We start from the raw sequence: 18,387 nt of genomic DNA on the forward strand, positions 1-18,387 counted from the left end.
TAAGTTTAAGCAATTGTATACATCATTCTTGGTCTAGCAACAAGAATATAATAGCGATCAGAAGTCATTTGTCCTTTGTCCTTTGTCCTTTTTTCAAAGTTAATGCCCAATGACCAATGACCAATGACCAATGACCAATGACCAATGACTAATGACTAATGACTAATATATGCAAATCCCCCGCTTGCACCCAGACACAATTGAGGAAGTTAAACTACGGGCTGATATTGTAGATGTCGTCTCGGAATACGTAGTTTTACGCAAACGAGGAAAGGATTTTGTTGGTTTGTGCCCCTTCCATGATGAGAAATCTCCCAGTTTCACCGTTAGCCAAACCAAGCAAATGTACTATTGCTTCGGCTGTCAAGCTGGAGGAAATGCCATTAAGTTTGTCATGGAGTTGGGAAAGCGTTCTTTTGCTGATGTGGTGCTGGATTTAGCACGGCGTTACCAAGTACCTATACAAACTCTCGAACCCGAACAACGCCAAGAATTACAGCGCCAACTATCTTTGCGCGAGCAGTTATATGAAGTTCTGGCTTCCTCAGCACAGTTTTATCAACACGCCTTGAGACAATCCCAAGGACAAAAAGCACTTGAATATTTGCAATCTAACCGCCAACTCAAAGAAGAAACTATACAGCAATTTGGTTTAGGTTATGCTCCCGCAGGATGGGAAACTCTTTATCGTTATTTAGTGGATGATAAACATTACCCAGTGCAAATACTGGAAAAAGCGGGATTGATTAAGCCACGCCGGGAAGGTGGTGGGTATTATGATGTATTTCGCGATCGCTTGATGATTCCCATCCGTGATGTCCAAGGACGCGTTATTGCCTTTGGTGGGAGAACTCTAACTGATGAACAGCCTAAATATTTGAATTCACCCGAAACCGAACTTTTTAGTAAAGGTAAAACCTTATTTGCCCTCGATCGAGCCAAAGATGGTATTTCTAAACTCGATCGAGCCGTGGTGGTGGAGGGATATTTTGATGCGATCGCTCTCCACGCCGCTGGTATTAATAACGCCGTTGCCTCACTCGGTACAGCTTTAAGCTTAGAACAAGTCCGGTTAATATTACGCTACACCGAATCAAAACAATTAATACTCAACTTTGATGCTGATAAAGCTGGAATCAATGCCGCAGAACGGGCGATTGGTGAAATTGCCGAACTAGCATACAAGGGCGAAGTTCAGCTAAAAATTCTCAATTTACCCGATGGCAAAGATGCTGATGAATATTTGCATAGTCACACTTCAGAAGATTATGGAGAACTGCTAAAAAATGCGCCACTTTGGCTAGACTGGCAGATTCAGCAAATTATTCAAGACCGAGACTTAAAACAGGCTACTGATTTTCAGCAAGTCTCCAAACAGCTAGTAAAGTTATTAAAAAACATTAATAATATTGATACACGCGACTATTACATTGACCAGTGTGCTGAAATACTCAGTTTTGGAGATGATATACTTAAACCCTTACGAGTAGAAAATCTTTTAACTCAGATTGCGCCAGTTGCCACTTCCCGTAAGCCAATGTCTTTACGCAAGCAGCAGTCTATAAACGTCAATCAAAGAAATGCTCTTACTGGAGGCAGTCTTTTAGAACTGGCAGAGGCTTTATTGCTGAAGATTTACCTACATTGCCCCGAACAGCGTCAAGCGATTATTGACAAACTAGAGGGGCAAAATTTAGAATTTAGCCTTTCTCATCACCGATTTTTGTGGCAACAGATTTTAGAGTTTAAGGTGGAGCATATAAATTTAATATCAAATCTGCAAGACAGATATCTAGAATTGGCAGAGGAATTGGAATTAGTTTCCCATTTGTTTCATCTAAATGAGAAAAGCAAGAAAGAAATATTGCGTACCTCGCACGTGGTTCAAGCTGCGATCGCTTGTATGGAACTGGTGATGAGTCAAAAGCGCTACCGTCACTTAGAGGAACAATGGAAACAAAGTGATGAGAAAGCTGAACCGGAGCGATATGAATACTATGGTAAGGCTTTTCCAGCCGAAAAACAGCGATATCTGGAGTTAAACGAACAGCGTAATTTTTCCATAGAAGAAGTACAAAGATTTAGTGATTAAGGCTGTCATGAATCTTAGTTATCTCAGCTAAATCATTTGCTAGTTGCTTATTCCGCAAGTGGTTCAAGCTGCGATCGCTTGTATGGATTTAGTGATGCTTGAAAAACGCTATCGTCACTTTTTGGAACTCTGGCAATAAACCGATCCAGAAGCGGAACCAGAGCGGTATCAATATTATTATCAGAAAAATGGGTTTAAAACCCCGCCGTTTACGGTCAGTGCTTTAATTAATTTTTGTTCTTACAGAATATCGAATATAATGTAAGAATGACACAAAAAGCTTTCAAATACCGATTCTATCCAACACCTGAGCAAGAGACTTTGCTTCGGCAAACGATGGGATGTACTCGTTTAGTCTATAACCGCGCTCTCGCCGCAAGGACACAAGCATGGTATGAAGACCAGAAACGAGTTGGTTACATTGAAACTTCAGCAATGCTGACTAATTGGAAAAAGCAAGATGACTTGCAATTTCTTAATGATGTTAGCAGCGTGCCATTACAGCAGGGCTTACGACATTTGCAAACAGCATTTAGCAACTTCTTTGCAGGACGGGCTAAATATCCGAACTTCAAGAAAAAACACAACGGGGGTAATGCTGAATTTACCAAGGCAGCTTTTAAGTTTAGAGGTGGGCAAATATTTCTTGCTAAAAGTCCGACACCATTGGCTATTCGTTGGAGCAGACAACTACCCCAAGGTGCGGAACCATCTACGATTACAGTAAAACTTTCACCCTCTGGACGCTGGACTGTTTCAATATTAGTAGATGTAGAAATCTGCATATTACCTAAATCTACTAGCTCTATTGGCATTGATTTAGGTATCACCAGTTTAGTTGCCTTAAGTACAGGTGAGAAGATTGCTAATCCCAAGAGGTTTAAGGCAAAAAAAGCTAAATTGCGTAAGGCACAAAAAGCGTTAATTCGTAAGCAGAAAGGTTCTAATAATCGCCATAAGGTTCGCCTTAAAGTAGCCAAGATCCATGCCGAAATAAGTGATGCACGAAATGATTTTCTTCACAAGTTGACAACTCGATTGGTACGTGAAAACCAAACGATTGCTATTGAGGACTTGGCTGTGAAGAATATGGTGAAAAATAAAAAACTCGCTTTCTCTATTAGTGATGCTAGCTGGGCTGAATTAGTCAGACAACTTGAATATAAGTGCGATTGGTATGGTCGTACTTTTGTCAAGATTGACCGATGGTTTCCTAGTTCTAAGCGTTGTGGGAACTGCGGATACATTGTTGATAAACTGCCTCTGAATATCAGAGAGTGGGATTGCCCAAAATGCAGCATACGTCACGATCGGGATATTAACGCAAGTAAGAATATTTTGGCTGCGGGACTCGCAGTTTCAGTCTGTGGAGCGAATATAAGACCTGACAGCCTTAAGGCTGAAGGGCAGTTGCAAAAAACCCGTAAGGGAAAGAAACAGAAACCTAAGTCGTGAGTCTTAGGAATCCCCGACCGTTCACGGCGGGGTGGATGTCAACAGGCTTTCTACGCTGAAAAAATCAAGCTTCAACCAAATAGACCGACAACGGTTATTTTCTATCACAGAGCTGTTGTAGCCTTGCACTCACGCTCAACCTAAATCTTGATTAGTAGGGCGCAAGGCCTTGTGCCCTACGACAGGTATGGTTCAAATACATGAAAACTGCTGTCTTGACAAAATTTCATCCTTGCGGTTTTCAATAGCCATACGACTTCTAAAATGGTTGTATCCCCAGCAAACCTGGTAAATCCAGAGAGGCGAGGTGTTGATAAGCTCGATCTATAACTCGCTTACCTCTAAGAAATCCTGTATTAGCTCCAGGACAAATATACTGGAGAGTTTCTGGTGTAAAACGTTCTAACAATAATCGAAGACTCTGAATTTGCCTTGGCCAGTGAAAGGTTTTAGCTGTCCGTAATGGTACTGCTTGACCGTGCTGGTTAGGGAGTAAATGGCGACCAGAAAATAATATACCCCCAAGTTCGCTGTAGTATAGACAAGATGAGCCGGGAGAATGCCCTGGTGTCCAAATCACTTGCATAGCTGCATCAAGAGTAAATTCTTGTCTAAAGGTAGTTACGGTTAAGCCTGGTAATAAATACGCTTCTTGCTCTTGAATCAGCACCTCGCAGCCAAAAGCTTGCTGAAATTCAGCAGTCTTGCCAATAGCACCGCGATGGGTGACAAATAACCAACGCACGCCTCCATGCGCTGCCAAAAAATCTTGATTTGTTTTTTCTAGTGCAGGGCAATCTATGAGGATATTGCCTTCATTTCTTACAATAAAATAAGAGGTTCCCCCTAATGTGTCCCGATTGGGTGGAAAGGCAAAAATGCTCTCTTGTGCGAAGTCCGATTGCAGAGAACCTCCGCTCAGAACTTCGTCAGGGAAGACAGCCCGTGGTGGCTTAGTTGTATGACTTGGCTGTTGAGGTAAAGGGCACATAATCAAAGAACCGAAACTGAGGAGTTGTGGACAATTTGATGACAGTGCGGAAATTCTCAAGAATTGCAACTTGAGCGTTAACCAGCACTGTTAACCGTTGTGAAAAAAAATTGGGATTTGAGGTCTGCCTTGTAGTTAATGCTATGGTGCTGAAGCTACTGGTGGGGCGTTTTGTCAAAATTACTGAAGAGAACATGGCATTTTGGTTTCTGTTTATCCTCCTGCTGGGGCTTGCTACTTATCTAATGGTGCAGCGCAGCGTTGCTCGCATCACCCGCACACCAGTATGGTTGTTGTGGCTGGTTTTAATGACACCAGCATTTCTGTTGAGTGGATGGACGCTAATCTACGGAGCGAAACAACCTCCACCGCCAGGGCTGATCCTCTGGTCAGTATTTGTCTGCACAGTCTTGTACTGGGTGTTGTTTCAATGGGGGCGTCAAGTACCAAGAGATACGCAGACAGACGAAGCCCAAACCCCAGCCTCAGAATCACAACCGACTATCCAGCCTATCCCAGAACCAATAGTGCGTCCCATTGAACCAGCCGAAGAAACTCAACTGCGAAATTGTTTTCCTTGGTCTGTATACTACGTTCAAAATATTGAGTATCGTCCACAATCTGTGATTTGCCGGGGTCAGTTGCGAACTAAAGCTAGCAACGCTTACCAGCAGATTAAAACTAATATTGAAGCACAATTTGGCGATCGCTTCTTGCTGATTTTTCAAGAAGGCTTCAATGGCAAACCTTTCTTTGTCCTAGTTCCCAACACTCAAGCTGCGAAACAGACAGATACACCACGACGCAACCAGGAACGATTAACTCGACCAGGATTAGCGCTGATGCTGCTAGTAGCTACTTTGATCACTACTACCTTGGTGGGAGTGCAAAATACTGGTGTTACTCTGCCGCCTATCTGGCAAATTGGATCTTTGTTCAAACTTCTATCTAACCCAGATGTCCTATTCAAGGGATTGCCTTATGCTTTAGGACTGATGGCTATTTTGGGCACTCACGAACTTGGGCATTATTTAACAGCTAAATTTTACAAGATTCGCTCGACGTTGCCTTACTTTATTCCCGTGCCTTTCTTCTTGGGAACTTTTGGCGCATTTATTCAGATGCGTAGTCCTATTCCCAACCGCAAAGCTTTATTTGATATTAGTATCGCTGGGCCAATTGCAGGTTTTGTTGTCACCTTGCCACTACTAATATGGGGTTTGGCTCATTCTGATATAGTTTCCCTGACTGAAAAAACCCGACTTTTAAATCCTGATGCTCTCAATCCTAAGTATTCAATTTTACTGGCTATACTCTCGAAGTTAGCTTTGGGAAGTCAGTTAACAGCAACATCAGCCCTCGATTTGCATCCAGTTGCAGTAGCAGGTTTTTTAGGACTAGTTGTCACAGCGTTAAATTTAATGCCTGTGGGACAATTAGATGGAGGTCACATTGTCCATGCAATGTTTGGACAACGAACTGCGATCGTAATTGGTCAAATCGCTCGTGTGTTGTTGCTGTTACTTTCTTTAGTTCGGGAAGAATTTTTGGTGTGGGCGATTATCTTATTATTTATGCCGTTGATTGATGAACCTGCGCTGAATGATGTCACTGAATTGGATAACAAACGTGACGTTTGGGGGTTACTGGCAATGGCTTTGTTGATTGTAATTATTCTGCCATTACCGCAGGCGATCGCTAACTTTTTGCAAATTTAAAAAGTAAACATATCAGCGATCGCATTCTCAAACTTTATCGTTTTGCTAACTCTGGAGTCCGCCCTTTTAAGCCAATCATCAATTTCAGCATAAATACTTTTAATATAGGTACTCGCTGCAAGAACCATAAACCCAAGCGACGAACTACCACCACGGGGAAGAAATTATTAGAGAACATCCGATCTAACAAATCGGTGAAACCTAAAATTGTCAGATTCTCTAGCTTGCGCCAGCGTTCATAACCTTTGAGAATCTGAATATCGCCAATATCTTTACCCGCTTTGTGCGCTGCTTGAATTACTTGCGCCAAAGCTGCGGCATCCCGAATACCCAAATTTAAACCTTGTCCGCCGACGGGATGGCAATTGTGCGCCGCATCACCAATTAATGCCAGTCGCGGGAGAACGTAGCGATCGCTTTGCATGAGTTGTACTTGAAAAACAAAGCGATCGCCGAGTAATTCCAGTTTCCCCATCCGATCGCCATAGCGGCGGCTGAGTTCTGCCAAAAATTGCTCGTCATTTAAAGCACACAAAGCTTTTGCTTCTTCATGGGGGGCAGTCCAGACAATGCGGCAACGGTTCCCCGGTAAAGGTAAAATCGCAAAGGGCCCGCTAGACCAAAATCTTTCGTAAGCGGTGTTATTGTGGGGTTTTTCTGGTTTGACAAAGGCGACGATGCAAGATTGCCAATATTTCCAGCCCGAAGTTTTGATTCCAGCCGCTTGCCGAATTGGCGATCGCGATCCATCTGCTGCTACAACTAATTTGCTGCGAACTGTCTTGAGGCGATCGGCAACTTTTATCTCAATGGCGACTATATTCTGCTGGTATTGCGTATTTACCACTTCCGCCGGACACAAATAAGTCACATTGGGGCAATCTTGGACGAAATCTTGCAACGGCTGCAACAAAGCTTGGTGTTCCGCTACATAACCCAACTCTGCTGTATTTATATCATCTGTGGTAAATTCCACCACATCGGGGTGATCGGCATCCGAAAGACGGACTCGGCAATACTTGGCTATTTGAGGTAACATTTTGTCCCAAACGCCAATTCCTTGATAAATTAGCGACGAAAGTTTGTGAACTGCATAAGCTTGTCCCTTGGCTACCGCCGCAGATGCTACTTTCGCCTCAATTAGCAAGACACTCAAGCCAGAATCTTTTAAAGCAGAGGCTAGAGTTAACCCAATAATCCCACCGCCGACAATTACCAGATCGTATTCATATCCCCGCTCATTTGGCGGTGTTAATTGAGGGGAAATTTGCTCAAGCTGCGTTGTGGTCATTGTTAAGTTAGATTACAGCGTCTTAACTCTTATTTTGACGCGATCGCGCCTTCTTGAGCAAGTTAACAATTCAAAATTAAAGACAGCCCTCATCCCCTAACCCCTTCTCCCAACATGGGAGCTACGGTGTATACACAAGTCAAATTACCCCCCTTAATCCCCCCTTATCAAGGGGGGAAACAGGAAATTTAGTTCCCTCCCCAATACATACGGGGAGGGTTAGGGTGGGGTAAAACTGACACGAAGAACCAGGTGAGTAAACTATTTCAGACTTGTGTATACACCGTAGCTCAAACTTGGGAGAGGGGCTGAGGGCAAAATATGGCAAGATCCCAGCCCACAAGATTGAATAATTTATTTGCTGACTCGATAGACTGGTTTAATCTGACGATAAGTATTAAGTAAGCTCAGAAATTTCTGACCATCAAAACTTATCGGGTCAACTTTTTTACCAGAACGGTCTACTAAATGGTGCGTAGTGATGCGATCGTCTGGAACTTGACTTTGAGCAATTAACCAAGCAAGAGAATGATATTGAGCTTCCGTGTAGCCGCTATGGGTTTGTTGGCTGCTACTGTCATAACTATCTGGCGGTGTTTCCAAAGAGACGTGATAAGCAAAATTATTCACAGACGCGGGTAAAGTCGGATTAGTCTGCACAGTTTCCACTCCCTGTGGGGTCTCAAACACAGAGTTAGCTGCACCAAAAGCCCGCTTGTCTGGGGGTACTAGATAAACTACCGTTCCGTCTAACTTGATTAAAGCGTGGTAACTTGCTTGCACACTTTCATCGTTATGGGCTACTTGAAAGAAATTGATGGCGCTAGAAGCTGAATAACCAGTTTCATGGATGACGATAATTGGTTGGTTGCTGAGAGGAATGCCATTAACATCTTGGGCGTAACGTTCACCGTAGTTACTTGGATCGACTGAGACAACTTGATAATTAGGTCTGTACTGTGCAAAAGCTTGAGTGGTTATGTATCTTGCGACAGGCTGGTTAGTCTTGACTGGGGACTTGATAACATTTTGAAATTTCTTCTCTGGCTCTTTCGCTGATTGAAATTGCGCTTGGGGATATTTACTGAAAGCTGTAACCTGTGGATTGGCTGCACGGGAGGTTGTCGGATTGTTGTGTAATTTTGTTGCTCGTCCAATTAGCAGCACTACAATTAAAGTGGCGAACATCAGCCAGATTAGTAGCACCCTAGTCACCCAGTCTGTAAACTTCATTTTTCTAATACCCGTAAAACCGTAGATATTAATTTATAGCTAAACTGGCGTGTCAGTTGTAGAGGCGCACTTCTGTAAACCCCCTACCGCTTATAGTATCCAACTAATAATCGCTATAATACCTTAATTCTAGTCAAATATACCTTGATAATCCCTGCAATAGTGCTGTTAAAAGCCATTTAATTTCAATGCCGTGGGTAGTGGATTGGTGGGTGTGAAAGTCTTCATCGTGTAGCGCTCTTAATGATTTGCCTGATTTGTGGCGGTAGGCTGCTCAATTGATTGCCAGAGAGGGATAGATGCGTTGCCTTTTCCCTGGCAGCTTTGTCAATAATTTGCAACAGTTCTTCGTTCGTCACCAGCAAACCTCACCAACTCTGTAGCGATATTTACCAGCTTAGTGTATCGCAGGTTATGGGGAGTGAGGCTAGATTAATGTGTTCTATCTGCGTAGAAAGGGCTGTAATATTTAAATTTGCAGGGTGCTTAGAATACAATACTTGTCGTAGGCGATCGCTTGGCAATAACATTTACTCCTTAACGGAGTTCAAAGACTCGTTAACGGAGTTCAAAGACTCGTTAACGGAGTTCAAAGACTCATTCACGGAGCTAAAAGACTCGTTCACGAGTATAAAAGACTCGTTAACGGAGTTCAAAGACTCATTCACGGAGTTCAAAGACTCGTTAACGGAGCTAAAAGACTCATTCACGAGTATAAAAGACTCGTTAACGGAGTTCAAAGACTCATTCACAAAGTTCAAAAGGTGTGCTAGCGCGAAAGCGTAACACATCCTACAACTACGATCGCTTTATAATTGCGATCCTAAATCATTCGTGAAAAATTAGATCCCCGACTTGTTCGAGAAGTCGGGGATGTGGACATCGCGCATTTTCACAACTCATTTAGGATTGATATAATTGCGATGTCTACGATGGTCACTGAGCTTGTCGTTCGCGGAGCGTCTCGTAGAGAAGTGCGGGCTATTCGGCGTCGCAGCTATAAAACAAATCCATAACTACTTATCCCAATTCTCTTGATGGAGAGACGGTTTTGTTAATTTGAGAAGACGGTTTATTCAAGAAGAAATTCCAAATTCTTTGAATAGCTATTATTAGAAAACCAATCACGATCGTTCCTGCTAACACTGGTAAAGCTAGCGCCAGCACAGACAGTCCGATGGCGATGAGCAGCTCAATGGTTGACACAACAGGATTGGTTAATCCACCGGAAACGCCTGTAGAACTTATCCGCAATATATTCGTTAATCCCTGAGTTAATCCTGCGGTTCCACCACCAGCAACTAAAGCTAATGTCCATTGCGCCAGTGGATTCATCTCTGGAGCAACGGATGCTGTGACGATTGTCCCGGTGATAAATGCCGCAGGTGTGGCAACAACATCCAGCAGATGATCCAACCAAGGAATGTAATAAGCGATAATTTCTAGCGAACAAGCGACTGCAAAGACAATTACAGCTTGAGGTGTTTCCACCCAATCAAAGTTAGTTGGCAAATCTAAATGTCCAAAAACTGAAGCCACACTCAATGCTAGCAGTGGTACAAATACTCGAAAGCCAGCCGCCGCGCTCAAACTAATCCCCAGTAATAATTCAATAAATGTATTGAGATTGAACAAAGAATTTAAATCCATAGTAAGACTCAAGTTATACTCCTAGTGTTTTTTCCATCTTTGAGCTGAACGGAGTAACAACTCTAAGCTGTGATCCCAAGATAAGAAACTTGGCAGAAATATTTCATCTCACTATATGTAGAATCAGTTAAATCCCACCTGTGTCAATACTGCGTAGGTTTTGCCTAAAAAATAACTCCAATGTAGGTTGCGTTTCGTTCCTCGGTAAATTACCCCCCTTAATCCCCCCGATATATTGGGGGGAAATAAGAAATCCAGTTCCCTCCCCTTTATAAGGGGAGGGTTAGGGTGGGGTAAAAGCTGGGTAGCTATTTCAGACTTTTGTGTAAACCGTAGGCTTACGAGGAGGGCAGACAAAACGTAGCTTTGGCGAGGCGGGGTTCTACGAGTTTAATAAGCAATCAAGCGACACGACATGAGGACGCTTTTGCATAATTCTGCCGTCGCCAACCTTGATAAATCAGGTCAAAATGAGCCAATGGTGAGTTTCAGCAAAACAGACTTTATGAAAAGATGCCGAAAATATCACAATCTTGGAAAATAATAAAGTAAGTCGAGTATCACAAGACTCACTTGATATCCTCATTTATTCTAGGAAAATATGACTCATTCTTTCCTTGAACGCCTGCGTAGTCCAGATAGCCCAGTCCTCGTTTTCGACGGGGCGATGGGAACCAACTTACAAACCCAAAATCTCACTGCTGAAGACTTCGGCGGCCCACAGTATGAAGGTTGTAACGAATACTTAGTCCACACAAAGCCGGAAGCTGTGGCTAAGGTTCACCGCGACTTTCTCGCTGCTGGTGCAGATGTCATTGAAACGGATACCTTTGGTAGTACATCCCTGGTGCTGGCAGAATATGACTTGGCAGACCAAGCCTACTACCTCAGCAAGACAGCCGCAGAATTAGCCAAGCGTGTTGCTGCGGAATTCTCCACGCCAGAAAAACCCCGGTTTGTGGCAGGTTCCATCGGCCCGACAACGAAACTCCCTACCTTGGGACACATTGACTTTGACACCATGAAAGCTACTTTTGCCGAACAAGCAGAGGCGCTGTGGGATGGTGGTGTTGATTTATTTTTGGTGGAAACTTGCCAAGATGTGCTGCAAATTAAAGCGGCGCTGAATGGAATTGAAGAAGTGTTTGTTAAGAAGGGCGATCGCAGACCATTGATGGTGTCTGTGACAATGGAAAGCATGGGCACAATGTTGGTAGGTTCAGAAATCAGTGCTGTGCTGACAATTCTGGAACCTTACCCAATAGATATTCTCGGTCTAAACTGCGCTACTGGCCCAGACTTGATGAAACCACATATCAAGTATCTGGCAGAACATTCACCTTTCATCGTTTCCTGTATACCCAACGCGGGTTTACCTGAGAACGTCGGCGGTCAAGCGCACTACCGCCTGACACCGTTAGAATTACGGATGTCATTGATGCATTTTGTTGAAGATTTGGGTGTCCAAGTGATCGGGGGTTGCTGTGGGACGCGTCCAGAACACATTCAACAATTGGCAGAAGTAGCTAAAGACCTGAAGCCAAAAGTTAGACAACCAAGTTTAGAACCAGCAGCAGCATCAATTTACACCACTCAGCCTTACGATCAAGATAATTCATTCTTGATAGTTGGCGAACGTCTCAACGCCAGTGGTTCCAAGAAATGCCGCGATTTGCTAAACGCCGAAGATTGGGATGGACTCGTTTCAATGGCGAGGGCGCAAGTCAAAGAAGGCGCACACATCCTCGATGTCAACGTCGATTATGTGGGACGTGACGGTGTGCGAGATATGCACGAATTAGTTTCGCGCATTGTTAATAATGTGACATTGCCTTTAATGCTTGACTCCACCGAATGGGAAAAGATGGAGGCGGGTTTAAAGGTTGCTGGTGGTAAGTGTTTGCTGAACTCTACCAACTACGAAGACGGGGAACCGCGCTTTTTGAAGGTGCTGGAGTTAGCGAAAAAATACGGTGCTGGTGTAGTCATTGGTACTATCGATGAAGATGGAATGGCGCGGACAGCAGACAAAAAGTTTGCGATCGCCCAACGCGCATACCGTCAAGCTGTAGAATATGGCATACCACCAACAGAAATATTCTTTGATACCCTAGCGTTACCCATTTCCACCGGGATTGAAGAAGACCGAGAAAACGGTAAAGCCACAATTGAATCCATCCGGCGGATTCGTGAAGGATTGCCTGGATGTCATGTAATTTTGGGTGTTTCCAATATTTCTTTTGGTTTGAATCCAGCCTCGCGGATGGTGCTGAACTCAGTGTTTTTGCACGAGGCGACGACGGCGGGAATGGATGCAGCCATTGTCAGCGCTAACAAGATTTTACCGTTATCGAAGATTGACGCCCGCCATCAAGAAATCTGTCGCCAGTTGATTTATGACGAACGGAAATTTGAGGGTAATGTTTGCGTTTACGATCCCTTGGGAGAGCTTACCACAGCGTTTGCCGGGGTAACAACTAAACGCGATCGCTCCTTAGATGAAAGTCTCCCCATCCCAGAACGTCTCAAACGCCACATCATCGACGGCGAACGCATTGGCTTAGAAGAACATCTAAAAAAAGCCTTAGAAGAACATCCCCCCTTAGAAATTATCAATACCTTCTTGCTAGATGGCATGAAAGTTGTCGGGGAATTATTCGGTTCTGGACAAATGCAGCTACCCTTCGTCTTGCAATCTGCCGAAACCATGAAAGCGGCTGTTGCATTTCTAGAACCGTTCATGGAAAAATCAGAATCAGGCAACAACGCCAAGGGAACCTTTATCATTGCCACAGTTAAAGGCGATGTCCACGACATTGGTAAAAACTTGGTAGATATCATCTTGTCCAATAACGGCTACAAGGTGATTAACCTGGGAATTAAGCAGCCAGTAGAAAACATCATCAACGCTTACGAACAGCACAAAGCTGATTGTATAGCCATGAGTGGTTTGCTGGTAAAATCCACCGCCTTCATGAAAGAGAACTTGGAGGTATTCAATGAAAAGGGAATTAGTGTTCCCGTGATTTTAGGTGGTGCGGCGCTGACTCCCAAATTTGTGTATGAAGATTGCCAAAATACCTATAAAGGTAAAGTTGTTTATGGCAAAGATGCCTTTTCTGACTTGCACTTCATGGATAAATTAATGCCAGCAAAAGCTGCTGATAACTGGCAAGATTTGCAAGGATTTTTGAACGAAGTCGAAACCGCTGAAGTTTCGACAAATGGCCACAAAGAACCAAAAGCTACAACTGCTGAAGAAACATCTGCTGAACCAAAAGTAGTAGATACGAGACGTTCCGAAGCTGTGGCTGTAGATATTGAACGTCCCACCCCACCTTTTTGGGGAACGAAATTGTTGCAGCCTAGCGATATTCCCATCGAGGAAATATTCTGGCATTTAGATTTACAAGCTTTGATTGCTGGACAATGGCAATTCCGCAAACCAAAGGAACAATCTAAGGAAGAATATCAGGCTTTCTTGGCTGAGAAAGTCTACCCAGTTTTAGAAACTTGGAAACAGCGAATTATTGAGGAGAATCTGTTACACCCCCAGGTAATTTACGGGTATTTCCCTTGTCAAGCCGAGGGGAATTCTCTACATATATATGACTCAGAAAGTCAATCACAACAGATTGCAACTTTCGAGTTTCCCAGACAAAAGTCTTTAAGGCGGCTATGCATAGCAGATTTCTTTGCACCGAAGGAGTCGGGAATTATTGATGTCTTCCCAATGCAAGCGGTGACTGTCGGGGAAATTGCCACAGAGTTCGCTCAAAAGTTGTTTGCTGCCAATCAATACACCGATTATCTGTATTTCCACGGTATGGCGGTGCAGGTGGCGGAAGCTGTAGCTGAGTGGACACACGCCAGAATTCGCCGGGAGTTAGGTTTTGCTGCTGAGGAACCCGATAATATTCGGGATATATTAGCACAACGCTATCGTGGCTCGCGGTATAGTTTTGGGTATCCAGCTTGTCCAAATATCCAAGACCAATACAAGCAACTGGAGTTATTGCAGGCTGACAGGATTAACTTGTATATGGATGAAAGCGAACAACTTTATCCAGAACAGTCTACCACTGCGATTATTACCTATCACCCGTTAGCCAAATACTTTAGCGCGTAGAATCTTACTCGTTAAAGTAATACGCTTGGTGTTAGTGATATTTTGCCCTGAAAAATCCCCCTTCAAAGCCTCTCTTCTTCTAGGCTACGGTGTGTATACAAGTCCTTCTCACCCCCTCTAACTCCCCCTTGGCAAGGGGGAGAACTGGATATTTCTCTCCTTAGTAAGTAGCAGAACCGGATATTTCCCCCCTTTACAAGGGGGGATTAAGGGGGGTAAATCCAAGGTTTGGGCTTCATTACCAAGATGTGTGTGTACCGTAGCCTTCTAGGAGATGTAGTGTATACAAACGAAACAAGGTACTGTTATTTTGATGATTGTTCCGGGAATCCTGTAGTTGTATACCCACCAAATTTATTAATCTCTCAGCTTAGGTAGGCTTATTTATGCAACTCATCACTTCGTTAGATATTAGAAATTCAGAATATTTATCAAAAAATCGCCTTATCAGTTACCATCACCAGTTGCGTCTAATTTTTTCGCTGGGTAATCAGGTAAAAAACGTTCTGGAAATTGGGATTTTTAATTCTCTATTAACAGACATCCTGAAGAATAATGGATACAACGTCTCCACTGCTGATATTGACCCCAGCCTCAAACCAGAAATAATTTTGGATTTGACTACAGATTTTTCATTGCCAAAAGATAAATTTGATGCGATTGTCTTATTTCAAGTGCTGGAACACTTTCCCTATGAACAGTCAGAAGAAGCATTGAGAAAACTTGCCGAAGCAACCAAGAAATTTTTGGTGATTTCAATTCCTTATTGCACTCAATACCTCTCGTTTCATGTGAAAACCTCTTTCTCCGGCAGACCAAGGCATTTACTATTCAATGTGCCAAAATTCTGGAGTACAACACCAGTCTGTGACGAACACTGCTGGGAAATGGGTTTAAAAGGATATCCGAAAACGCGGATTTTAAACTCTGTTGCCAAAGCTGGGTTAACTGTTAAGCAAGAATTTATCGATCCCACTTATCCATACCATTATTTTTTGGTGTTGGAGAAGAATTTTAGTAATACTTAAACAGCAATCTGGGGAGTGGGGAGTCGGAAGTAGGGGAATCCGAATCAGAAAATGGCGGCAAACAATGCTCAAAAAAGGTGCGATCGCCTCAGCTATGCTTTTAAAATCCTAATTGGTATCATACCCTTCTATGTTCTCCGGGTTTATCCTGGAAAACAGATGGCTAGGTTGTATTACCTACTATCATCGTTTCAGATACTAACATCGAAAATTACCAATTATGCTAGAACAAGGCACTATCAGTATTCATACTGAGAATATTTTCCCGATCATCAAGAAGTCGCTCTATTCAGATCACCAAATATTCTTGCGGGAACTGGTATCCAACGCTGTAGACGCCATCCAAAAGCTAAAAATGGTATCCCGCGCTGGCGATTATGCTGGAGATATCGGCGAACCAGAAATTGAAATTGCCATTGACAAAGATAAGAAAACTCTATCAATTTCCGATAACGGTATCGGGATGACCGCAGATGAAGTTAAGAAATATATCAATCAAGTCGCCTTCTCTAGTGCTGAAGAATTTATTCATAAATATGAAGGCAAATCAGATCAACCGATAATCGGCCACTTCGGTCTTGGTTTCTACTCTTCTTTTATGGTGGCGCAAAAGGTAGAAATTGATACTTTATCTTACCAAGAAGGAGCGCAGGCGGTTCACTGGTCTTGTGATGGTTCGCCAGCTTTCACTCTCGAAGAATCTTCTCGGACAACTCGCGGTACTACTATTATTCTCAGCCTGCAAGGGGAAGAAGAGGAATTTCTCGAATCTGCACGAATCAAGAATCTTGTCAAGACCTACTGCGACTTTTTGCCAGTCCCGATTAAACTAGATGGCGAAGTAATAAATAAGCAAAAAGCACCGTGGCGAGAGTCTCCGAATAATCTCACTCAAGAAGATTATTTAGAGTTTTACCGCTACCTGTATCCTTTTCAGGAAGAACCTTTGTTATGGGTACATCTAAATACAGACTATCCCTTTATCATCAACGGGATTCTGTATTTCCCGAAAATGAGACCGGATGTAGATGTTACCAAAGGGCAGATCAAGCTATTTTGCAATCAAGTTTTTGTTAGCGACAACTGCGAAGAAATTATCCCGCAATTTTTGATGCCGATGCGGGGTGTGATTGATAGTACCGATATTCCCCTAAACGTATCGCGCAGTGCTTTGCAAGGCGATCGCACCGTGCGGAGAATTGGTGACTACATTGCCAAAAAAGTAGGCGATCGCCTCAAAGAACTTTTCCGCGATAACCGCGAACAATACATTAGCGCGTGGAAAGACCTCGGCACTTTTGTAAAATTCGGCGTTCTCAACGACGAGAAATTCAAAAAACAAATCGAAGATATTATCGTCTTCCGCACCACCGCCAAGCTGACAGAAAAGCCTGCTGCTGAAACGCCAGTGGTTGAAGTCCAATCTTCAGACGGGGATGCTTGGCAAGATGTCACTCCTTCACCCAGTGCAGAGAACTCAACTCCCAGCGCTCCCTATACTACGCTGAAAGAGTATCTAGAACGCAACAAAGAACGCAACGAAAATCGGGTTTTCTACAGCACCGATGAAGCAACCCAATCTACATACATAGAACTGCACAAAAATCAAGGCTTGGAAGTCCTGTTTATGGACTCCTTCATCGACACCCACTTTATCAACTTTCTAGAGCGGGAATATCAGGATGTGAAGTTTACGCGGGTAGACTCAGACTTAGATAATACTCTGCTGGAACAAGATAAAGATAAGGAAATTGTCGATCCCAAGACGAACAAAACTCGGAGTGAGACGATCAAAGAGTTATTTGAGAAATCCCTCAACAAACCCAAACTCAACATCCGTACCGAAGCTTTGAAATCAGACGATCCTCAAGGTACACCACCTGCGATCGTGCTTTTACCAGAAATTCTCCGCCGCCTGCGAGAAATGAACGCCATGATGCAGCAGCAGTCAGCAGAGTTTCCCGAAGACCACATTTTGCTGGTGAATACTGCTCACCCGCTAATTCAAAATCTGGCAAATATTAACCAAGGTAGTATCATTCAAGGTAACGGTGAATCGTCTACAGATCAGTTAGTCAACTTGATTTGTCAACACGTTTACGATTTAGCGCTGATGTCTCAGAAAGGATTTGACGCTGAGGGAATGAAATCCTTCGTCGAGCGATCGAATGAGGTACTCACCAAGCTGACGGAACAAGCGAGTAAGTAGTGGTGAGTGGGCATTGGGCATTGGGCATTGGGCATTGGTTCAATAACTAATAGTTATTCTTCCCCTGCTCCCCTGCCTCCCCTGCTCCCCCTGCTCCCCCTCCTCCCCCTCCTCATCTCCCCACTTCTGCTGCCTAAGACCTAAAATGGAAAGGCTGTATTAAAATAACAATCTGGAGATAGTAGCTATGTCCCGTCGCTGTGAACTAACTGGTAAGAAGGCAAATAACGCTTTTTCTGTTTCCCACTCTCACCGCCGTACTAAACGCCTTCAGCACGCTAATCTGCAAGACAAGCGGGTTTGGTGGGAAGGCGGAAATCGCTGGGTAAGATTAAAGTTGTCTACCAAAGCAATTAAAACCCTACAAATTAATGGGTTAGAAGCAATGGCAAAAGAAGCTGGCATTAACCTAAATCATTACTAAGTAATCTGGATTTCATAACCTGAAACTTTTGTAAGTTGGAATATAGGTGATTTGTAGGGGCGCACAGCTAGCTGTGTGCCCCTAGTGTTTATTACACCTTGAGTAGCAGGCTCTCTATATTTTGAATTCTGTTGGCAGTAAGAGAGAAATATAGGAATCCATTTTGA

Annotated in this window: 12 protein-coding genes; 7 read left to right on the forward strand and 5 right to left on the reverse strand. The window is 43.5% G+C overall.

Features of this window, described 5'->3' with window-relative positions; all coding sequences use genetic code 11:
* The first annotated feature begins 169 nt into the window (after positions 1-169).
* The gene (gene dnaG, locus RM049_RS19600; protein WP_322705335.1) at positions 170-2,092 is read left to right on the forward strand and encodes a DNA primase; all 1,923 of its coding nucleotides are present in this window, start codon (positions 170-172) and stop codon (positions 2,090-2,092) included.
* Between the two features lie 267 nt (positions 2,093-2,359).
* Positions 2,360-3,547 carry an RNA-guided endonuclease TnpB family protein gene (locus tag RM049_RS19605; protein ID WP_322705336.1) on the forward strand — a complete coding sequence of 396 codons (1,188 nt, stop codon included), beginning with the start codon at positions 2,360-2,362 and terminating at the stop codon, positions 3,545-3,547.
* A 259-nt stretch (positions 3,548-3,806) separates the two neighbouring features.
* Here RM049_RS19605 and RM049_RS19610 read toward each other — a convergent pair whose 3' ends face one another.
* On the reverse strand, positions 3,807-4,538 hold the full coding sequence (locus tag RM049_RS19610; RefSeq protein WP_322705337.1) for an MBL fold metallo-hydrolase: 732 nt from the start codon (positions 4,536-4,538) through the stop codon (positions 3,807-3,809).
* Between the two features lie 194 nt (positions 4,539-4,732).
* Here RM049_RS19610 and RM049_RS19615 point away from each other — a divergent pair, with 194 nt between their 5' ends.
* Positions 4,733-6,256: a site-2 protease family protein gene (locus RM049_RS19615; RefSeq protein WP_322683201.1), complete on the forward strand. Its 1,524-nt coding sequence runs from the start codon at positions 4,733-4,735 to the stop codon at positions 6,254-6,256.
* Between the two features lie 34 nt (positions 6,257-6,290).
* On the opposite strand, the gene RM049_RS19620 is transcribed toward RM049_RS19615, so the two are convergent.
* The 4 genes from RM049_RS19620 to RM049_RS19635 form a co-directional block, all read right to left on the reverse strand.
* Positions 6,291-7,547, reverse strand: a complete 1,257-nt coding sequence (locus RM049_RS19620) for an FAD-dependent hydroxylase (RefSeq protein ID WP_322672523.1) — start codon at positions 7,545-7,547, stop codon at positions 6,291-6,293.
* A gap of 354 nt (positions 7,548-7,901) precedes the next feature.
* A complete protein-coding gene (locus RM049_RS19625) occupies positions 7,902-8,780 on the reverse strand; it encodes a peptidoglycan recognition family protein (protein ID WP_322705338.1) in 879 nt (292 codons plus the stop codon).
* Positions 8,781-9,004: 224 nt separating this feature from the next.
* Positions 9,005-9,139, reverse strand: a complete 135-nt coding sequence (locus RM049_RS19630; RefSeq protein WP_322705339.1) for a hypothetical protein — start codon at positions 9,137-9,139, stop codon at positions 9,005-9,007.
* A 661-nt stretch (positions 9,140-9,800) separates the two neighbouring features.
* Positions 9,801-10,430, reverse strand: coding sequence for a DUF4126 domain-containing protein (locus RM049_RS19635; protein ID WP_322705340.1), 630 nt, complete (start codon positions 10,428-10,430; stop codon positions 9,801-9,803).
* Positions 10,431-11,031: 601 nt separating this feature from the next.
* Between RM049_RS19635 and metH the strand changes: the two genes are divergently transcribed.
* The 4 genes from metH (at position 11,032) to rpmB (ending at position 18,220) form a co-directional block, all read left to right on the forward strand.
* Positions 11,032-14,559, forward strand: a complete 3,528-nt coding sequence (gene metH, locus RM049_RS19640; RefSeq protein WP_322705341.1) for a methionine synthase — start codon at positions 11,032-11,034, stop codon at positions 14,557-14,559.
* 386 nt (positions 14,560-14,945) lie between these two features.
* Positions 14,946-15,587 (forward strand): class I SAM-dependent methyltransferase, encoded by a 642-nt coding sequence (locus RM049_RS19645; RefSeq protein ID WP_322705342.1) that lies wholly within the window; start codon positions 14,946-14,948, stop codon positions 15,585-15,587.
* Between the two features lie 220 nt (positions 15,588-15,807).
* Complete coding sequence (gene htpG, locus RM049_RS19650; RefSeq protein WP_322705343.1) at positions 15,808-17,796, forward strand: molecular chaperone HtpG; 1,989 nt, start codon at positions 15,808-15,810, stop codon at positions 17,794-17,796.
* A 187-nt stretch (positions 17,797-17,983) separates the two neighbouring features.
* A complete protein-coding gene (gene rpmB / locus RM049_RS19655) occupies positions 17,984-18,220 on the forward strand; it encodes a 50S ribosomal protein L28 (protein ID WP_322680645.1) in 237 nt (78 codons plus the stop codon).
* Positions 18,221-18,387: the final 167 nt, after the last annotated feature.

It is taken from the genome of Nostoc sp. DedQUE04 (genome assembly GCF_034530995.1).
Lineage (GTDB): Bacteria > Cyanobacteriota > Cyanobacteriia > Cyanobacteriales > Nostocaceae > Nostoc.

Bases quoted from the DNA above. Each gene is read 5' to 3' on its own strand.
- dnaG (WP_322705335.1), top strand. From the start codon at position 170: ATGCAAATCCCCCGCTTGCACCCAGACACAATTGAGGAAGTTAAACTA.
- RM049_RS19605 (WP_322705336.1), top strand. From the start codon at position 2,360: ATGACACAAAAAGCTTTCAAATACCGATTCTATCCAACACCTGAGCAA.
- RM049_RS19610 (WP_322705337.1), bottom strand. From the start codon at position 4,538: ATGTGCCCTTTACCTCAACAGCCAAGTCATACAACTAAGCCACCACGG.
- RM049_RS19615 (WP_322683201.1), top strand. From the start codon at position 4,733: ATGGCATTTTGGTTTCTGTTTATCCTCCTGCTGGGGCTTGCTACTTAT.
- RM049_RS19620 (WP_322672523.1), bottom strand. From the start codon at position 7,547: ATGACCACAACGCAGCTTGAGCAAATTTCCCCTCAATTAACACCGCCA.
- RM049_RS19625 (WP_322705338.1), bottom strand. From the start codon at position 8,780: ATGAAGTTTACAGACTGGGTGACTAGGGTGCTACTAATCTGGCTGATG.
- RM049_RS19635 (WP_322705340.1), bottom strand. From the start codon at position 10,430: ATGGATTTAAATTCTTTGTTCAATCTCAATACATTTATTGAATTATTA.
- metH (WP_322705341.1), top strand. From the start codon at position 11,032: ATGACTCATTCTTTCCTTGAACGCCTGCGTAGTCCAGATAGCCCAGTC.
- RM049_RS19645 (WP_322705342.1), top strand. From the start codon at position 14,946: ATGCAACTCATCACTTCGTTAGATATTAGAAATTCAGAATATTTATCA.
- htpG (WP_322705343.1), top strand. From the start codon at position 15,808: ATGCTAGAACAAGGCACTATCAGTATTCATACTGAGAATATTTTCCCG.
- rpmB (WP_322680645.1), top strand. From the start codon at position 17,984: ATGTCCCGTCGCTGTGAACTAACTGGTAAGAAGGCAAATAACGCTTTT.